This is a genomic window from Pseudomonas asplenii (assembly GCF_001293465.1).
GTDB classification, from domain to species: domain Bacteria; phylum Pseudomonadota; class Gammaproteobacteria; order Pseudomonadales; family Pseudomonadaceae; genus Aquipseudomonas; species Aquipseudomonas fuscovaginae_B.
Window position 1 is genome coordinate 223,109 of record NZ_JSYZ01000015.1, and the last position, 17,154, is coordinate 240,262.

The following is a 17,154-nucleotide window of genomic DNA, read 5'->3' on the forward strand; positions in this document are numbered from 1 at the left end:
CTCCCCACAAGGGTCCAGCGCAAGACACCTCACTTGCGTACTCCTGGTACTCAGTGTGAGCCTGAACGGCAGCGCTTGAGCCGCGCCTCCAGGTTACGATCCGGCATCGCGTGGCTGCGCAAGGCGCTGGCGGTCTGCTCGACATAGTCCCGGGTGGTACCGTAACGCCCGCAGGCACTCTGCAACACCTGGGTCAGGATGCTGTCGGGCAGGTTGCCGGCATAGCTGGGCAGGTGCCGCTCCAGGACGAACCCCAGGGCCTGCACCGTCTGCCCGGTTTCCAGGCGACAGTTGAGCCAGTGCGGTCGATAGGACGGCACCGGCATCTCCCGCTGCCACAAGGCGTAGAGCGACGCCTCCAGCTGGTCCTCCGGCAACCGATAGGCAAAGCCGCTGCAGGAACCCCCGCGATCCAGGCCGAACACCAGCCCCGGCAGTTCCGGCGTACCACGATGTTCATGGGACCACAGGTACAGGCCACGGTGATAACCGTGGACCCGCCCGCGCACCCGCTCCACCGCCGAACACTCCGGCCGCCAGATCAGCGAGCCGTAGGCGAACAACCAGACCGGTCCGCCCTTGTGCCGGGCCATGGTGGCCTGCATCGAGCTGAGCAATTGTTCGTGGGTCAGTTGCGCCCCCAGCTCAAGGCGCGGCGGATAAGCCAAACCCGGCAAAACAGGATCTGTAGCAGCCATGACGAATCGCGTGGGGCTCCTCGATAGTTACCAGTTGTAAGTCACTTTACCGTAATAAAACGCGCCGCTGTAACCGTACGGCGAATAAGTGCTATAGGCCAGGTTGCCGCCGCTGTTGGCGAAGGCACTGAGCCTTTCCGGGTACTTGTCGGTGACGTTGTCACCGCCCAAGGTGAAGGTCCACTGCTTGAGCTTGTAGTCCGCCGCCAGGTCCAGCAGCCAGGCCGCCTTGAAGGTCTGGTCGTTGATCGCGTCGGCCTGGTAGCTGGTGAACGAGCCATAGCGAGTCAGATTGCTGTGCAGCACCCAGTTGCCGAAGCTCAGGTCGTTGCCGAAGGTCAGCTTGTGCCGTGGCGTGGTGTCGCCGAGCAGGCCGAGCCGTTCGCGACGATCCACCCGCACCAGGTTGACCCCCAACTGATTGAGGATCGCCGGGTTGTCCTTCACATCGGTGACCTTGGTCCGGTTGTAGTTGTAGCCCAGGGTGCTGTTCCAGCGCGCACCGTTATCCAGCAGGTAACGATAGTTGGCCACCAGGTCGATGCCGTTGGTGCTGGTATTGGTGGCGTTGGTGAAGTAACGCGCGCTGGTGTAGTTGATGTTGCCGACACCGTTGGCCTGCAGGTAGTTGATCGCGGCGTTGTTCAGCACCAGGTTGGACGAGAGGCTGATGCGGTCACGGATGTCGATCCGGTAGAAGTCGGCCGTCACCGTCAGGTTGTCCGCCGGCTCCAGTACCAGGCCGAGGCTGTAGTTGCGCGATTTCTCCGCCTTCAGGTCCTCGGCCCCGAGCAGGCGCGCCACCTGGCTGTTGGCGGCGAAGGTGCCGGCTTCCTGGACGGTCGACCCGATCAGCTGCGACGAGGTGTAGGTGAAGTTCTGCTGGGCCAGGGACGGCGCCCGGAAGCCGTTGGAAATACTGCCGCGGACCGCCACCTGCGGGGTGAAATCGTAGCGCGCCGACAGCGAGCCACTGACGTTCGAGCCGAAATCGCTGTAGTCCTCATGGCGCACCGCCGCCGAGGCGCTGAGCTTCTCGGTGAAGTGGGTCTCCAGGTCCAGGTACTGGGCGAAGTTGTGCCGCGAGTAACTGCCGGCATCCGCGGCGCGAAAACCACCCAGGCCGGAACTGCCGCTCTGGTAGTAGGACTCGGGCTGGCCGGCGCTGATCTGGTAGCCCTGGCGCAGGTATTCGGCGCCCAGCGCCAGCGACACCGGATAGGGCAGCCAGCCGAGGTTGAACTCTCGCGACAGGTCGAAGTTCAGCTGGCGCTGGTCGTTGCTCAGGGTGCCGTTGTCGAACTTGCGCGGCGTGTTCAGGCCCAGCGAGGTGTTGATGGTTTCCGTGCGCAGTTCGTACTCGTTCTTGCCGTAGTTGACCGACAGGTCGTAGTGCCAGTCGTCCGCCAGCAGGCCGCGCAGGCCAAGCACCAGCGAGGTGTCCTCGAGATTGCCGTGGATCAGCGGCAGGTAACCGTTGGGGAAGATCGCCGGAATGTTGTTCGAGGCGTTGCTCGCCCGGTAGAACGCCGCGGTTTCGCCCCGACGCTTGCTGTAGCCGCCAAAGCCGTAGAACTCGGCGGCCTCGTTGAAGCTGTAGGCGGAGTTGAACTGCACCTTGCCCTCGTTGGTGGCCGGCTCGCCCTGGCGGAACACCTGCTGGCCATAAGTCGTCGAACCGACGCTGGCCGGGCGGTAGTCCTTGCCGGCACGGTTGGTGTAGTCGTTGTCGGAACCCTCACCGGAAAGGTTGAAGAAGCCATTGTCGCCCAGGGTGAAGCCGCTGTTGCCGTCGAGCTGACGGTGAATGCCGTCGCCCTTCTTGTACTCGCCGAACTTGCTGGAAACAGAGCCGCCGTGGTCGGCGCTCTTGAGGATCACGTTGATCACCCCGGCAATCGCATCGGAGCCGTAGCGGGCCGAGGCGCCGTCACGCAGCACCTCGATATGGTCGACCGCCGAAATCGGAATCGCATTCAGGTCGGCCGGTGCCGAGCCACGCCCCACCGCACCACCGAGATTGACGAAGGCACTGGTGTGCCGACGCTTGCCGTTGACCAGCACCAGTACCTGGTCCGGCGACAGCCCGCGCAGTTGCGCCGGGCGCACCAGCTCGGCGCCATCCACCAGCGACGGGCGCGGGAAGTTGATGGAGGGAATCAGCCGCGCCAGCACCGTGCCCAGCTCATCCGAGCCGCTGCTGCGCAGGCTGTCGCCGCTGATCACGTCGATGGGCGACAGCGAACCGCTGGCCGTGCGCTCCTGGGCGCGGGTACCGGTGACAATAACGGTATCGAGTTTCGGCGCATCGGCCGTGGTGTCATTCGAATCGGCGGCGGCCGCCTGGGTGAAAGTCAGCGCGCCTGCGGCGGTCAGCAAATGAGCGGACAAAATCGCCGAGTACAGCCGGTGTTGCGTGTTGCTCCCCATACCGCTCCCCTTGGAATCCAAAGTCGGGGCTTCATGCCCCGAGTTCGCACGATCGGTCCGTGTGGCGAACGGTGTCGGTCATTGTGTTGATGATTGGCTGATACAGGCCGGTAGTCCGATGACATATAGCCTAATGATATGTAATAAATAAATTAAATATCAGAATCGAATATGGATAAGCTAAACACTGCATTAGTAAAAAACCCTACAGACCTTTCAGATAGCAAGAGCTGACGAGCCAGGGTCAGGCTCCGTATAACGGCCAACTTCTCGAATAACCACGTCCCAGAGAGGTCAGCCCCATGAATCGATCGATGTTCGCCGCAGTGCTTGTCCTCTCGCTGGGGACGGCCAGCGCCGTGCTCGCCGCCCAGGAGTCCGCCGCAGAGAAGGGCTTCTGGTATGCCCAGACCAGTCTGTACTCCCGGCACTATTCACCCGCTCCCGAACACAACAATCATCAGGACCTGCTTGGCCTGGAACGTCATGACGGGTCGGGATGGCTGTACGGCGCGGCGACTTTTCGCAACTCGTTCAGCCAGCGCTCGTACTACGGCTATGTCGGGCAGCGCTTCGACAGTGCGCGTTATCCGTTGTACGCGAAGGTGACGGGTGGGTTGCTGCAGGGCTATCGCGGCGAGTACCGCGACAAGATTCCGCTGAACCGCCTGGGCGTGGCACCGGTGCTGATTCCGTCGGTGGGCACCTACTACGGGCCGGTGGCGGCCGAACTGGTGCTGCTGGGGTTCAATGCGGCGATGATCACCACGGGGGTCAGGTTCTGATCATGGGTGGAGAGTGCTGACTCTGTTCGCGGATGAATCCGGCTACCACAGTGTCAGCGTCGCTCGCAGAATTCATGCACGACGCGAGCGCTGGTGGGAGCAGGATTTATCCGCGAACAGGCCATCGCCAATCAGGACCTCGGCGCGTAGGCGAAGACATCCGCCCGCATCTGGTGCGCATCCATCCCCGCCTCGACCAGGGCATCCAGCGTTGCGTAGATCATTGCTGGCGAGCCGCTGGCATAGACCCGCACGCTCGACAGGTCGGCAATGTCCTCGCAGACCGCCTCGTGCAGCATGCCGCAGCGCCCTACCCAGCCGCACAGGTCGCTGACCACCTTGTGCAGGAACAGATTCGGCAGCTTCTGCCACTCGTCCCAGTGTTCCAGCTCATAGAAGTCCTCGGGCCGCCGCACCCCCCAGTACAGGTGCACCGGGTGTTCGAACCCGCGTGAACGGCAGTGCTCGATCAGGCTGTGCATCTGCGCCATGCCGGTCCCGGCGGCGATCAGCACCAGCGGCGCATTCGGCAGTTCGGCCAGGTGGGTATCGCCGAACGGCAGTTCGACCCGCGCCATGCCGTTGCGCTGCAACTGCTCGATCAACCGGCGCGCACTGGCTTCGCGCACCAGCACATGCAGTTCCAGGTCACGCCCGGAGTGTGGCGCCGAGGCCAGGGAAAACGCCGATTTCTCGCCGTTGTCACGCTCGATCATCAGGTACTGCCCGGCGTGATAACGCGGCGGCTTGCCCGCCGGCGCCCGCAGGCGAACCCGCCAGACATCGCCGCCGATCTCGACGCATTCGGTCAACTGACACGCCAGGCTACGCACCGGCAACTCTCCCAGGGCCAGGACACCATCCCAAAGCACCACGCAATCTTCCAGGGGCTCGGCGATACAAGTGTAGAACTCGCCATGGTCACGGACAGCGCCCGCCTGCGCGACCCGGCCTTCCACCAGCAACGCCGCGCAGACGTGACAATTGCCATTGCGGCAACTCTGCGGGCAGTCATAGCCCAGCCGCCGGGCACCATCGAGAATCCGCTCGCCGGGTCGTATCTCCAGCACGGCTCCGGAGGGCTGCAAGGTCACACGCATCAATCTATTCCTAACTGATTCCAGATGGCATCGATCCGCCGGGTCACGGCTTCATCCTTGACGATCACCCGGCCCCACTCGCGCGTGGTTTCGCCGGGCCACTTGTGGGTGGCATCCAGCCCCATCTTCGAACCCAGGCCGGAAACCGGCGAGGCGAAGTCGAGGTAGTCGATCGGAGTGTTGTCGATCATCACCGTGTCGCGCTTGGGGTCCATGCGCGTGGTGATGGCCCAGATCACATCGTTCCAGTCCCGGGCATTGATATCGTCGTCGGTGACGATAACGAACTTGGTGTACATGAACTGTCGCAAAAACGACCAGACACCCAGCATCACGCGCTTGGCATGGCCAGGGTAGGACTTCTTCATGGTCACTACCGCCATGCGGTACGAGCAGCCCTCGGGCGGCAGGTAGAAGTCGGTGATTTCCGGGAACTGCTTCTGCAGGATCGGCACGAACACCTCGTTCAGTGCCACTCCGAGGATCGCCGGCTCATCCGGTGGTCGCCCGGTGTAGGTGCTGTGGTAGATCGGCTTGATCCGGTGGGTGATGCGCTCGACGGTGAACACCGGGAAGTCGTCGACCTCGTTGTAGTAGCCGGTGTGGTCGCCATACGGGCCTTCCGGGGCCATTTCGCCCGGGTGGATCACGCCTTCGAGAACGATTTCCGCGGTGGCCGGGACCTGCAGATCATTGCCCCGGCACTTCACCAGTTCGGTGCGGTTGCCCCGCAGCAGGCCGGCGAAGGCGTACTCGGACAGGCTGTCCGGCACCGGCGTGACCGCGCCGAGAATGGTCGCCGGGTCCGCCCCGAGCGCCACCGAGACCGGGAACGGCTGGCCCGGATGCTTCTCGCACCATTCGCGATAATCCAGCGCCCCGCCACGGTGGCTGAGCCAGCGCATGATCACCTTGTTGCGGGCGATCACCTGCTGGCGGTAGATGCCGAGGTTCTGGCGATCCTTGTTCGGCCCCTTGGTGACCGTCAGGCCCCAGGTGATCAGCGGCGCCACGTCGCCTGGCCAGCAGTGCTGCACCGGCAGCTTGCCGAGGTCGACGTCGTCACCCTCGAGGACGATCTCCTGGCAGGGCGCGTCCTTGACCACCTTGGGCGCCATGGCAATGATCTTGCGGAAGATCGGCAGTTTGGACCAGGCGTCCTTGAGCCCCTTGGGCGGCTCCGGCTCCTTGAGGAAGGCCAGCAGCTTGCCGATTTCCCGCAGTTCGCCGACATCGTCGGCCCCCATGCCCAGGGCGACCCGCTCCGGGGTACCGAACAGGTTGCCGAGCACCGGGATATCGAAACCGCTGGGTTTTTCGAACAGCAGCGCCGGGCCCTTGGCCCGCAGGGTGCGGTCGCAGACCTCGGTCATTTCCAGAATGGGGGACACCGGAACCTGGATGCGCTTGAGTTCACCGCGCTGTTCCAGGCCGCTGATAAAGTCGCGCAAGTCGCGATACTGCATGCGTGAGCCTCGTAGGGTCCGTGGCGTTCGGGGTGGGCAGTGTACCCGGTTCGCCCCGATATCGTGCAAGCGAACACTTGCCCTGGCACGGTCCGCGCCGCGTCCAGACAGCAAAAAGCCGGGTTTCCCCGGCTTTTCTGCTCTGTTCGACTTACTTGCGCTTCATCGACAGGAAGAACTCATCGTTGGTCTTGGTCGTTTTCAGCTTGTCGACCAGGAACTCGATGGCCGCCACTTCATCCATCGGATGCAGCAGCTTGCGCAGGATCCACATGCGCTGCAGCTCGTCGTCGGCCGTCAGCAACTCTTCGCGGCGAGTACCGGAACGGTTGATGTTGATGGCCGGGAACACGCGTTTTTCGGCGATCTTGCGGTCCAGGGGCAGTTCCATGTTACCGGTACCCTTGAACTCTTCGTAGATCACTTCATCCATCTTCGAGCCGGTTTCGACCAGCGCGGTGGCGATGATGGTCAGCGAACCGCCTTCCTCGATGTTACGCGCGGCACCGAAGAAACGCTTCGGTTTTTCCAGGGCGTGGGCATCGACACCACCGGTCAGGACCTTGCCGGAGCTCGGGATCACGGTGTTGTAGGCGCGGGCCAGACGGGTGATGGAGTCCAGCAGGATCACCACGTCCTTCTTGTGCTCGACCAGGCGCTTGGCCTTCTCGATGACCATCTCGGCAACCTGCACGTGACGGGTCGGCGGTTCGTCGAAGGTCGAGGCAACCACTTCACCCCGTACGGTGCGCTGCATCTCGGTCACTTCTTCCGGACGCTCGTCGATCAGCAGGACGATCAGGTGGCACTCGGGGTTGTTACGGGTGATGTTGGCCGCGATGTTCTGCAGCATGATGGTCTTGCCCGCTTTCGGCGGGGCGACGATCAGGCCACGCTGGCCCTTGCCGATCGGGGCGCAGAGGTCGATGACGCGGCCGGTGAGGTCTTCGGTGGAACCGTTGCCGGCTTCCATCTTCAGGCGCTCGTTGGGGAACAGCGGCGTCAGGTTTTCGAACAGGATCTTGTTCTTGGCGTTTTCCGGACGATCGTAGTTGATCGTGTCGACCTTGAGCAGGGCGAAATAACGCTCGCCTTCCTTTGGAGGGCGGATCTTGCCAACGATGGTGTCACCGGTGCGCAAGTTGAAACGACGGATCTGGCTCGGCGACACGTAGATGTCGTCAGGGCCGGCCAGGTAGGACGCGTCGGAAGAACGAAGGAAGCCGAAGCCGTCCTGGAGGATCTCCAGCACGCCATCACCGGAGATTTCCTCACCGCTTTTCGCGTGCTTTTTCAGCAGGGAGAAAATCACATCCTGCTTGCGCGAACGGGCCATGTTCTCTATGCCCATCTGTTCGGCCAATTCGAGCAGTTCGGTAATCGGCTTTTGCTTGAGTTCAGTCAGATTCATATAGGAATGACGTAATCATTTATGGAGGGGGGAAATTAAGCTTTTGGCTTAATGAGGCCGCGCCGCAGAGAAGGCGACAGGATCGCGTACTTGTTCGAAAAGGAGAGCGTCGGCGACGGCTAGCAGGGGGCAATGGCGAAACCAGTGCGGGGCCGAATGTAACACCTGCATTTCACAGAGTCTAGCCCCAAACAACGAAAAAGCCCCGCTATTTGCGGGGCCTTTTAACGACGATCAGAGGTGCGCGTCGAGGAAAGCCTGCAACTGCGACTTCGACAGGGCGCCGACCTTGGTCGCCTCGACCTGGCCGTTCTTGAACAGCATCAGGGTCGGGATACCACGCACACCGTGCTTGCCCGGAGTATCCTGGTTTTCGTCGATGTTCAGCTTGGCGACGGTCAGCTTGCCCTCAAAGTGAGCGGCGATATCGTCCAGGACCGGAGCGATCATTTTGCAAGGACCGCACCACTCAGCCCAGTAGTCAACCAGCACAGGGCCTTCGGCCTTCAGGACGTCTGCTTCGAAGGACGCGTCGGTGACGTGCTTGATAAGGTGGTGGTGATGATGGCTGCTCATGGAATTCTCCGCAGTGGTAAACCCAAAAAAACGTTGCCCATCATAGCCGCCCTTCCTACGTACAGGAAGCCGCAGATGATTGAGTCTAACTATGGTACTCCATGAGTTTGAGTATCACCCAATCCGTGGGAGCCAACTGTCCTGGACTCACAGCCGACAAGCGGTCAAGAAAGCCCAGGGGTGGCGGTGATTGTACCGGCGCTTTCGCCGATGGATCCTGCTCTCACAAGGTACGGGTGACTACAAAAATCCCGTGTGCACACTGTGGGGCCGATGCCCCGCTCCGTGCAACGCAGAATCAGGCCGGCGTGACGAAAGCGATCCCGGTGCGCAGCGCCGCATTGCGCACATGCTCCTGCATGGCCTTCTGCGCCGGCCCCGCCGCATGCCGGGCCAAAGCCCGGAGGATCTTGCGGTGCTCCTGCCAGGTTTCCATGGCCCGTTCGGCCCGGATGAACGGCAGTTTCTGGCTCTCCAGGAACAATTCGGCCGTGGCACTGAGAATGCCGACCATGGCCTGGTTGCCGCTGGCCAGGAGGATCCGCCGGTGAAAGTCGAAATCCAGCCGGGCGGCAGCCTCGAAGTCCCCGGCGAGCAGCTCGGCACGCATGGCGTCGACATTGTCCTGCAGGATATCCAGCTCATCCGCCGTCAGCGTGACCGCCGCCAGCCCGGCGGCAAACCCTTCGAGGGCATAGCGCAACTGGAAAATGTCCTCGGCCGAAGCCTGGGCCGCGAACGGCCAGGCCAGCCCGCTGCCGGACGGCGCCTGCCCCTGCGCCTGGACGAACACCCCCTTGCCCGGCTGCACGCTGATCACCCCCAGCGCACTCAGGGACGACAGTGCCTCGCGTAGCGACGCCCGGCTGATCCCCAGGCGCTGCGCCAGGTCACGCTGCGAGGGCAGGGCGTCGCCCGGGCCGTAGCCCTCCTCGCTGATCAATTTACGAATGGCTTGCAGCGCCACTTCAGGTACGGCGCGGGAAATCGAGTTCATGGTGCCCAGGCTGGAAGGTCCGATAAAGCGCTAGTTGTAAAGCTATTACAGGCGGGCGGCAAGTCACGCCCAGCACTGGTTCGCGCCCCATGACCCATGCGCGATAACGGTGCGAAAAGAATAGCAACTGTTCAGACCAGTAAGACCATGAAAACCCTGACGAGGCCCGGAATACAGGGCTTTTCGCACGGTATGGCATGGGCTGTGCAATGCATATCGAACCGTAACCCTCCCCTTTTCGCATTCGGAGATCCGCCATGACCAAAGGCTTCAACGCCCTGCTCGCCGCCCTCTTCGCCAGCCTGATGCTGGGCCAGGCAGTCGCCCATGCCAATGGCCTGGACGATGTCGTCGCCCGTGGCACACTCAAGGTCGCCGTGCCTCAGGACTTCCCGCCCTTCGGCTCGGTCGGGCCGGACATGAAACCCCGCGGCCTGGACATCGACACCGCGAAACTGCTGGCCGACCAGCTCAAGGTCAAGCTGGAACTGACCCCGGTCAACAGCACCAACCGCATCCCGTTCCTCACCACCGGCAAGGTCGACCTGGTGATCTCCAGCCTCGGCAAGAACGCCGAGCGGGAAAAGGTCATCGACTTCTCCCGGGCCTACGCGCCCTTCTACCTCGCGGTGTTCGGCCCGCCCGAAGCCGCGATCAATGGCCTGGATGACCTCAAGGGCAAGACCATCAGCGTCACCCGTGGCGCCATCGAGGATATCGAACTGACCGCCGTGGCGCCCCAGGGCGTGACGATCAAGCGCTTCGAGGACAACAACTCGACCATCGCCGCCTACCTCGCCGGCCAGGTCGACCTGATCGCCAGCGGCAACGTGGTGATGGTGGCCATTTCCGAACGCAACCCGAAACGGGTGCCGGCGATGAAGGTGAAGCTCAAGGACTCCCCGGTCTATGTCGGCGTGAACAAGAACGAGCCGGCCTTGCTGGACAAGGTGAACCAGATCCTGAGCGCCGCCAAGGCCGATGGCAGCCTGGACAGGAACGCCCAGCAATGGCTCAAGCAACCGTTGCCCGCCGATCTCTGATCCGGTTTTCCCGAGGCCCGCTCCATGGCTTATCAGTTCGACTTTCTGCCGGTGTTGCACAACGCCGACCTGCTGCTGCGCGGCGCCCTGTTCACGCTGGAGCTGACTGCCATCGGCACCCTGCTGGGAGTCGGTCTCGGCATTCTCGGCGCAGCCGTGCGTGCCTGGAAGATCCAGCCGTTCTCGGCCCTGTTCGGGGTGTATGTGGAACTGATCCGCAACACGCCGTTCCTGGTGCAACTGTTCTTCATCTTCTTCGGCCTGCCGTCCCTGGGACTGCAGATTTCCGAGTGGCAGGCGGCGGTGCTGGCGATGGTGATCAACCTCGGCGCCTACAGCACCGAGATCATCCGCGCCGGCATCGAGGCGATTCCCCGCGGGCAGCTGGAAGCCGCCGCGGCCCTGGCCATGAGCCGCTTCGAGGCCTTCCGCCATGTGGTCTTGCGCCCGGCGCTGGGCAAGGTCTGGCCGGCCCTGAGCAGCCAGATCATCATCGTCATGCTTGGCTCGGCGGTGTGCTCGCAGATCGCCACCGAGGAATTGAGCTTCGCCGCCAACTTCATCCAGTCGCGCAACTTCCGCGCCTTTGAAACCTATGCCCTGACCACCCTGATCTACCTGGGCATGGCCCTGCTGATCCGCCAGTTGCTCAACTGGCTGGGACGGCGCTACCTGGCGAGGAGTCGCTGATGGATTTCACGTTCTGGGACATCCTCAACAACCTGCTGAGCGGATTGCAGTGGACCCTGGTGCTGTCGCTGGTGGCCTTCCTCGGCGGCGGCCTGCTCGGCCTGCTGGTGATGGTGCTGCGCATTGCCGAAAAGCCCCTGCTGCGCGGCCTGGCCCGCGCCTATATCGAACTGTTCCAGGGCACGCCGCTGCTGATGCAGCTGTTCATGGTGTTTTTCGGCGTGGCCCTGCTCGGGGTGGACATCTCGCCCTGGCTGGCGGCCGCCATCGCCCTGACCCTGTTCACCGGCGCCTATCTGGCGGAGATCTGGCGCGGCTGCGTCGAATCCATCGCCCGCGGCCAGTGGGAGGCCTCGGCCAGCCTGGCGCTCAACCGCTACGAACAACTGCGCCACGTGATCCTGCCGCAGGCCCTGCGCATCGCCATCGCACCGACCGTGGGCTTTTCGGTGCAGGTGATCAAGGGCACCGCGGTGACCTCGATCATCGGCTTCACCGAACTGACCAAGACCGGCGGCATGCTCGCCAACGCCACCTTCGAACCCTTCATGGTCTACGGCCTGGTGGCCGTCGGCTATTTCCTCCTCTGCTACCCCTTGTCCCTCAGTGCGCGCTACCTGGAAAGGAGACTGCATGTCGCTTCTTAGAATTTCCGCCCTGCACAAGTACTACGGCGACCATCATGTGCTCAAGGGCATCGACCTGAGTGTCGAGCAAGGCCAGGTGGTGGCGATTATCGGCCGCAGCGGCTCGGGCAAGAGCACCCTGCTGCGCACCCTCAACGGCCTGGAATCGATCAACGACGGCGTGATCGAGGTCGACGGCGAATACCTCGATGCGGCCCGTGCCGACCTGCGCAGCCTACGGCAGAAGGTCGGCATGGTGTTCCAGCAGTTCAACCTGTTCCCGCACCTGAGTGTGGGCGAAAACGTCATGCTCGCCCCGCAGGTGGTACAGAAGGTTCCCAAAGCCAAGGCGGCCGAACTCGCACGGCAGATGCTCGAACGGGTCGGCCTGGGCGACAAGTTCGATGCCTTCCCGGATCGTCTCTCCGGCGGCCAGCAACAGCGGGTGGCGATTGCCCGGGCCCTGGCGATGTCGCCGAAAGTGCTGCTGTGCGACGAGATCACCTCGGCGCTGGACCCGGAGCTGGTCAATGAAGTGCTCAGCGTGGTGCGCCAATTGGCGAGGGACGGCATGACCCTGATCATGGTCACCCATGAAATGCGCTTCGCCCGGGAAGTCGGCGACAAACTGGTGTTCATGCACCAGGGCAAGGTTCATGAGGTCGGTGACCCCAAGGTGCTGTTCGCCAATCCGCAGACCGCGGAGCTGGCGAACTTCATCGGCAGCGTGGAAGCCCCCGCCTGAGACCGCTCATTCGCCCGGCACCAGTTCGAAACGCCCGCGGCCTTGGATTTCAGTCTCGTCGCCGACTCGGCTCATGGCCAGGGGCAGGCGCGGTTCGACCTCGACCTGCGCCGAGAAAAACCGCCCCTTGGCCGGCAGCCCTTGCGCCAGCACTCGCACAGTCCGGCCTGGGGCCATCAGCCAATCGGCCCCGTGCTCTTCCGGGCGGCCCTCCACCGCCAGGCTGACGGGCTCGCCATCCAGCCGGGCGTTGCCCAGGCCGACGGTGAAGTAGCCCCGAGCCAGACGGTAGGCCTGCGGCCCCGCCGCGGCCCCTTCGAAACGCAACAGCATGGCCGTGGGCCGGGGGCAGACGATCGTCAGGCTCAGTCGGCGAAGACCCAGCGACAACTCGGACTGCCCGGGCTGGATTGGCAGACTCCCCAGGCGCAGCGAGCCGAGATCAATCTGCGCCTGGCTCAGGGACAACGTGCAGTCATGGGCGGCAACGGGTAACGAACACAAGGCAAGAGCAAGGCAACAACGGCGCAGGATGCTGCTGGCGCAAGAAGTCATGACGGTGTCCTCTGGATCAGATCGCCCGGCAAACCGCCGTGGCCGTTTCGTAGGGCCTGTCGTTGTCGACGGCTTCGGCCAGTTCGACAGTCAGGACGCAGTGGGTATGCTCGGCCAGGCGGATACTCAGTCGCTGCCCAGCCTCGGCATCATTCAGGAAAACCATGCCTTCGCCGACGACCGTGGTGAGCAGCCCGCCCTCGACGCTGGACACCAATGCTCCCTGACGCAGCGGTTCGGCATTTTCGTCGGTGACCTTGAGCAGCAGCCGGCGGGCACTGACCACCGAGAAATCAACCCGGTTGAACGACCCGCGCCCGGCCTCCAGACGCTTCACCCCATTGATCAGGTCGACACGCCGCGGCAACGAGCGGCTGTCGACTTCCACCTGGCTCTCCCGATAGGCCGACAGGCCGGGCAGCACCGCCTGCCCGCTGAAATCGGTCCAGACCGGGCCTTGCGGCGTGGCCAGGCGGATGCCGGACAGCTCACCCACCGAGGCCACCCCGAAGGTTTCCTGGATGGCGTAGGGCGAGAACGTCAGCCCTCCCCCATGCAGGGCGACGCCTCCGGACAACTGCCCGCTGTAACGGGTGCCGGAAGGGTTGCGCGTCGCCCCCAGCCCTACCTGGGTGTAGCGCGGCAGCAGACTGAGGTTGGCCCTGGTGAGCTGCTGCCGGTTGTCGAGATCGCGCTCCAGCCCCAGGTCGTAGCTCAGGGTGTCGCTGACCCGCTCACGGTAATCGCCACCGACATTGAGCCGGTCGCCGCGACGACTGACGTAGGAACCAATCCGCCGATCCCCACCCAACGGGATGCTGACGCCCAGGCGCATCCCCAGCCCCGGGTCCGACGCATGACGCCCCTCGCGTGGCCCGACACTGGAGTCGACGCTCAGGTTGACGCTGGCATACCGGTAGTCCCTGCTCCAGAGCCCATGCAGGCGCTGGGACGAACGCCCATCGAACATCAGGTTGCGCGAGTAGCCCGGGCTGAAACCGCCCAGTTGCGCATCCGACCAGCCGAGTGCAGTGGTGTACTGTCGCCTGAGGCGCAGGCTGGAATCATTATTGCGATCTGCACTGTGCACCTCGAACAGATCGCGATAACCGGCAGTGCGCAGGGTAGCACTCAGGCTCAGGTCGATATCCGCCACGAATGGGCTGCTCAGCGAGAGGCTGTCCTGCCGCCCTGTCAGGGAGTGCCGGGTCGTCTGGGACAGGGTGCTGCGCAAACCCAGGCCGACCCGCTCCCAGACTCGGCTGTCGAACGCCCAACCGGTGGCACGATAGTCGTCGCTGGCCAACAGCCCGCTGCTCAACGAGCCGAATCGGCCTAGCCCCCAGGTGCCGCTACCGGTCGCCAGCAATGGCTCATCCGCACCGTCGCCATCGCCCTCGCGCAGCCGCCCCAGGGCCAGGTGGTAACCCGGCGGGACCGACGCGGCCCCCGGGAAGGATGCCGCAGGTACGACAAAACGCTGTTCGCCGCCCGTCTCGCCGATGACCCGGACCTCCAGGTCGACGCTGTCGCCGAGCAACGGCAGACCGGCCAGGCTGAAGGGCCCCTGGGGGACCAGGGTGGTATGGATCAATACGCCGGACTGGCGAACCTCCACGCGCGATGAATCGAACGCCACGCCCCGGACCACCACGCCATGCCCGGCCCGACCCACCAACGAACCGCCGGGCATGAACTGCACACCGGAGAGTGGGACACCGGCGAATATCGGCCCTGCACTGCTGATCTGGCCGGCCTGGAACGTTGTCTGCCAGGCGTTCAGGTCCCGTTGCGCGTAGGCATACAGATGCTCCGTTTGCCGTTTCCCATCGTGGGCGACATGCAACTGGCGACTACGTACGACCCAGTCGCCTGCATTGAACCCTGCCTCGGTCGCCGCCGAAAGAAAACGTTCGGTCCGCTGCTGCGAACGGGTGTCGACCGCCAACACCTCGTAATTGAGCAAGGCCGCCGTACCGCCACGGCTGTAGGCACCCTCGTCGAGCCGCTGGCCGCGCAGGGCCTGGGTCGGCACCAGCAGGGCCACCTCCTCGCGATGGGGTCGCAGGGAAACCCGGGCCTGCGGATATGCCTGCAAGAAGTCATGGCAGTCCTGGTCAAGCACCCTGCCGGCAGTGGTGGCGGTCGGCTTCAAGCCGGCCTTGTCCAGCAACGCCGTGGTGAAACACAACTGACCCTCCTGGTCGAAATGGAGCTTGGCAAGGCCCAGCGAATCGCCGTTGAGCTCCAGATTCACCACCTGCTGCCCTTCGCGAAAGCGCGGTGCCAAGCGGAAATAATCAGCAACTGCGGGATCGATACCGCGTCCGGAGAGCACCGACAAGTCGAACTCCACCTCGGCGGCCTCCTCCTTCTTCTGGGCCGAGACAGGCTCGCCAAACCCCAGCAAGACCAGCCCCAGTCCCCTGATCAGCCACTGGGCCGACCTGGAAATCGGCAGGCATCGGCCGTGGCCCTCACCGGCTCGTCGCTCAGGCGCTCTCATGCAAGCATCACAGTGCTTCGGCAAGAATCGGTGCTTCGTAGCTGGCTACCGCAAATCCGTAGACCGTTGCCGGCTGCAGAGTGACCGACGTACTCGTCGGCAGCGCCGGGTCCATTTCGATCTCAAGCATCTCCCCCGGCAGCACGTAACTGCGGCCCAGCATCACGCTGGTCTTGTGCGGGTTGAGCTGGAGCTCCGGCGCCAGGCGCACGACATAAGGGCTGTCATTACGTACCAGCAGCCTGGATCCGCGCTGGTGCCACGTCAACGCCTTCCAGGGCTCGCCATTACGTGCCAAGCCTCTGGGATGCAGGATCAGCGGCAGGTTCTGGCGCAGGTTGATGCCTACCGTGGCGCCGTCCGCGGACTTGCGCTGCGGTATGCCCTCGAAGGTGACCCGCTTCAGGCGCTGGGTCTTGAGCGGTTGGTCGTTGATGGCAAGAAAGGTCACCACCTGCGTCTCGCCGCCGTCGAGCCGGGAGACCGGCTGCGCCACCACCACCAGCGCCTCAAGGTCCTCGGGAATGGACTCGATCGCCGAATTCAGCAGGACCGTGCCGCTCTCGGTATTGCGCACATGGATACTGGCCTGACCCTCCTCCTCATGGAGAATGACCACCGTGGTTTCCGGTTGCACACCATCGGCCCGGGCGTTCCCCCATAACACACCCAGAAGAAAGAACAACGCACCGGCAAAATAGGGCATACGAGGCATGGTCTCCAAGTGACACGCTCCCTGGCGAACATATATTAAGATCCGTTTGATACAGACATGACGAGATGGCCGGCACACACTTGCGTGCCGGCTTCTTCTCTACTGGTTAGTTGCCATTTGAATCCAAGTTATTCAGAGATAGCGCAGTTCCAGGGTTGCCGAACCGTCCAGGCTTACTGCTTCTTTTATATCAAGCTCGGAAGTCTTGTTGATGACCGCCTGAACTTCCAGTACGCCACTGACCCGTTCCACCGAAGCGGGATGAGTGGCCATGAAACCACTCCAGGACATGATGTTCTGATACTGGCCCAGGGCACCGTCGCCACGCTTCCAGTTCAGTCCGTTGTTACCCGACACTATGGTGTTGACCAACGGGAAGTTGGCCAAGGACTTCTTGATGATCAACGCATAGCCGCCGATCCGCTGGCCACCCGACGTCGTGCCCAGGCCATAGTTGTAGATGTCGTCGTAGCCCGGATTGATGGACGCCTGCACGATACCCGGGACCTTGCTGCCGGCGCGGTTGTCGATGGTCTTCACGCCCACCCGGGTGCCACCCTCGCACTTGACCAGGAACGGCACGCTCTTGGCCTCCAGGCGCGTATAGTTGTCCGGTTTCAGGGAGCCGCCATCAATCTTCCTGTAGTCGACAATACCGCCGTTCTGCAGGGTCAACGTGCAAGCCGGCGGGATGATCGTGCCTGTCACCAGCAGGTCAGCGGCACTGGCATAACCTCCGACTGCAACCAGCAGGGCGCCGAGCGTCAACTTGGATAACAACTTCATTTTCCCCCTCCATGTCATTCTGTTT

General features: G+C 63.3%; 16 protein-coding genes. 5 read left to right on the forward strand and 11 right to left on the reverse strand.

Going from position 1 to position 17,154, the window contains the following annotated elements:
- Positions 1-50: 50 nt before the first annotated feature.
- The gene (locus tag PF66_RS19765; protein ID WP_054058502.1) at positions 51-698 is read right to left on the reverse strand and encodes a gamma-glutamylcyclotransferase; all 648 of its coding nucleotides are present in this window, start codon (positions 696-698) and stop codon (positions 51-53) included.
- Positions 699-725: 27 nt separating this feature from the next.
- Complete coding sequence (locus tag PF66_RS19770) at positions 726-3,128, reverse strand: TonB-dependent receptor plug domain-containing protein (RefSeq protein ID WP_054063600.1); 2,403 nt, start codon at positions 3,126-3,128, stop codon at positions 726-728.
- 302 nt (positions 3,129-3,430) lie between these two features.
- Between PF66_RS19770 and PF66_RS19775 the strand changes: the two genes are divergently transcribed.
- Positions 3,431-3,913: a hypothetical protein gene (locus tag PF66_RS19775; RefSeq protein ID WP_054063601.1), complete on the forward strand. Its 483-nt coding sequence runs from the start codon at positions 3,431-3,433 to the stop codon at positions 3,911-3,913.
- A gap of 131 nt (positions 3,914-4,044) precedes the next feature.
- On the opposite strand, the gene PF66_RS19780 is transcribed toward PF66_RS19775, so the two are convergent.
- The 5 genes from PF66_RS19780 to PF66_RS19800 form a co-directional block, all read right to left on the reverse strand.
- On the reverse strand, positions 4,045-5,013 hold the full coding sequence (locus PF66_RS19780) for a CDP-6-deoxy-delta-3,4-glucoseen reductase (protein WP_054063602.1): 969 nt from the start codon (positions 5,011-5,013) through the stop codon (positions 4,045-4,047).
- Complete coding sequence (gene ubiD, locus PF66_RS19785) at positions 5,013-6,479, reverse strand: 4-hydroxy-3-polyprenylbenzoate decarboxylase (RefSeq protein ID WP_054063603.1); 1,467 nt, start codon at positions 6,477-6,479, stop codon at positions 5,013-5,015. The genes PF66_RS19780 and ubiD overlap by 1 nt, the downstream gene beginning before the upstream one ends.
- Positions 6,480-6,630: 151 nt before the next feature.
- A complete protein-coding gene (rho, locus tag PF66_RS19790) occupies positions 6,631-7,890 on the reverse strand; it encodes a transcription termination factor Rho (protein ID WP_054058497.1) in 1,260 nt (419 codons plus the stop codon).
- Positions 7,891-8,124: 234 nt separating this feature from the next.
- Entirely contained in the window at positions 8,125-8,466 is a 342-nt protein-coding gene (gene trxA / locus PF66_RS19795) for a thioredoxin TrxA (RefSeq protein ID WP_054058496.1), read from the reverse strand.
- Between the two features lie 298 nt (positions 8,467-8,764).
- A complete protein-coding gene (locus PF66_RS19800) occupies positions 8,765-9,463 on the reverse strand; it encodes a FadR/GntR family transcriptional regulator (RefSeq protein WP_054058495.1) in 699 nt (232 codons plus the stop codon).
- 257 nt (positions 9,464-9,720) lie between these two features.
- Between PF66_RS19800 and PF66_RS19805 the strand changes: the two genes are divergently transcribed.
- The 4 genes from PF66_RS19805 to PF66_RS19820 are packed head-to-tail and all read left to right on the forward strand — an operon-like array spanning position 9,721 to position 12,567.
- On the forward strand, positions 9,721-10,506 hold the full coding sequence (locus PF66_RS19805) for a transporter substrate-binding domain-containing protein (protein ID WP_054058494.1): 786 nt from the start codon (positions 9,721-9,723) through the stop codon (positions 10,504-10,506).
- A gap of 24 nt (positions 10,507-10,530) precedes the next feature.
- Positions 10,531-11,196 (forward strand): amino acid ABC transporter permease, encoded by a 666-nt coding sequence (locus tag PF66_RS19810; protein WP_054058493.1) that lies wholly within the window; start codon positions 10,531-10,533, stop codon positions 11,194-11,196.
- The gene (locus PF66_RS19815) at positions 11,193-11,843 is read left to right on the forward strand and encodes an amino acid ABC transporter permease (protein ID WP_081005959.1); all 651 of its coding nucleotides are present in this window, start codon (positions 11,193-11,195) and stop codon (positions 11,841-11,843) included. Before PF66_RS19810 ends, PF66_RS19815 begins: the two co-directional genes overlap by 4 nt.
- The gene (locus PF66_RS19820; RefSeq protein WP_054058491.1) at positions 11,830-12,567 is read left to right on the forward strand and encodes an amino acid ABC transporter ATP-binding protein; all 738 of its coding nucleotides are present in this window, start codon (positions 11,830-11,832) and stop codon (positions 12,565-12,567) included. The genes PF66_RS19815 and PF66_RS19820 overlap by 14 nt, the downstream gene beginning before the upstream one ends.
- A 6-nt stretch (positions 12,568-12,573) precedes the next feature.
- On the opposite strand, the gene PF66_RS19825 is transcribed toward PF66_RS19820, so the two are convergent.
- From PF66_RS19825 to PF66_RS19840, 4 genes are all read right to left on the reverse strand, one after another.
- A complete protein-coding gene (locus PF66_RS19825; RefSeq protein ID WP_152973059.1) occupies positions 12,574-13,122 on the reverse strand; it encodes a hypothetical protein in 549 nt (182 codons plus the stop codon).
- A gap of 16 nt (positions 13,123-13,138) precedes the next feature.
- Complete coding sequence (locus PF66_RS19830) at positions 13,139-15,628, reverse strand: fimbria/pilus outer membrane usher protein (protein ID WP_081009886.1); 2,490 nt, start codon at positions 15,626-15,628, stop codon at positions 13,139-13,141.
- A 7-nt stretch (positions 15,629-15,635) separates the two neighbouring features.
- Complete coding sequence (locus PF66_RS19835) at positions 15,636-16,334, reverse strand: fimbria/pilus chaperone family protein (protein ID WP_081009887.1); 699 nt, start codon at positions 16,332-16,334, stop codon at positions 15,636-15,638.
- Between the two features lie 141 nt (positions 16,335-16,475).
- A complete protein-coding gene (locus tag PF66_RS19840; protein WP_054063605.1) occupies positions 16,476-17,129 on the reverse strand; it encodes a DUF1120 domain-containing protein in 654 nt (217 codons plus the stop codon).
- Between the last annotated feature and the right edge of the window lie 25 nt (positions 17,130-17,154).

What these genes read in the sequence shown, in the direction of transcription:
- PF66_RS19765 (WP_054058502.1), bottom strand. Translation starts at nt 698, where the DNA reads ATGGCTGCTACAGATCCTGTTTTGCCGGGTTTGGCTTATCCGCCGCGC.
- PF66_RS19770 (WP_054063600.1), bottom strand. Translation starts at nt 3,128, where the DNA reads ATGGGGAGCAACACGCAACACCGGCTGTACTCGGCGATTTTGTCCGCT.
- PF66_RS19775 (WP_054063601.1), top strand. Translation starts at nt 3,431, where the DNA reads ATGAATCGATCGATGTTCGCCGCAGTGCTTGTCCTCTCGCTGGGGACG.
- PF66_RS19780 (WP_054063602.1), bottom strand. Translation starts at nt 5,013, where the DNA reads ATGCGTGTGACCTTGCAGCCCTCCGGAGCCGTGCTGGAGATACGACCC.
- ubiD (WP_054063603.1), bottom strand. Translation starts at nt 6,479, where the DNA reads ATGCAGTATCGCGACTTGCGCGACTTTATCAGCGGCCTGGAACAGCGC.
- rho (WP_054058497.1), bottom strand. Translation starts at nt 7,890, where the DNA reads ATGAATCTGACTGAACTCAAGCAAAAGCCGATTACCGAACTGCTCGAA.
- trxA (WP_054058496.1), bottom strand. Translation starts at nt 8,466, where the DNA reads ATGAGCAGCCATCATCACCACCACCTTATCAAGCACGTCACCGACGCG.
- PF66_RS19800 (WP_054058495.1), bottom strand. Translation starts at nt 9,463, where the DNA reads ATGAACTCGATTTCCCGCGCCGTACCTGAAGTGGCGCTGCAAGCCATT.
- PF66_RS19805 (WP_054058494.1), top strand. Translation starts at nt 9,721, where the DNA reads ATGACCAAAGGCTTCAACGCCCTGCTCGCCGCCCTCTTCGCCAGCCTG.
- PF66_RS19810 (WP_054058493.1), top strand. Translation starts at nt 10,531, where the DNA reads ATGGCTTATCAGTTCGACTTTCTGCCGGTGTTGCACAACGCCGACCTG.
- PF66_RS19820 (WP_054058491.1), top strand. Translation starts at nt 11,830, where the DNA reads ATGTCGCTTCTTAGAATTTCCGCCCTGCACAAGTACTACGGCGACCAT.
- PF66_RS19825 (WP_152973059.1), bottom strand. Translation starts at nt 13,122, where the DNA reads ATGACTTCTTGCGCCAGCAGCATCCTGCGCCGTTGTTGCCTTGCTCTT.
- PF66_RS19830 (WP_081009886.1), bottom strand. Translation starts at nt 15,628, where the DNA reads ATGAGAGCGCCTGAGCGACGAGCCGGTGAGGGCCACGGCCGATGCCTG.
- PF66_RS19835 (WP_081009887.1), bottom strand. Translation starts at nt 16,334, where the DNA reads ATGCCCTATTTTGCCGGTGCGTTGTTCTTTCTTCTGGGTGTGTTATGG.
- PF66_RS19840 (WP_054063605.1), bottom strand. Translation starts at nt 17,129, where the DNA reads ATGAAGTTGTTATCCAAGTTGACGCTCGGCGCCCTGCTGGTTGCAGTC.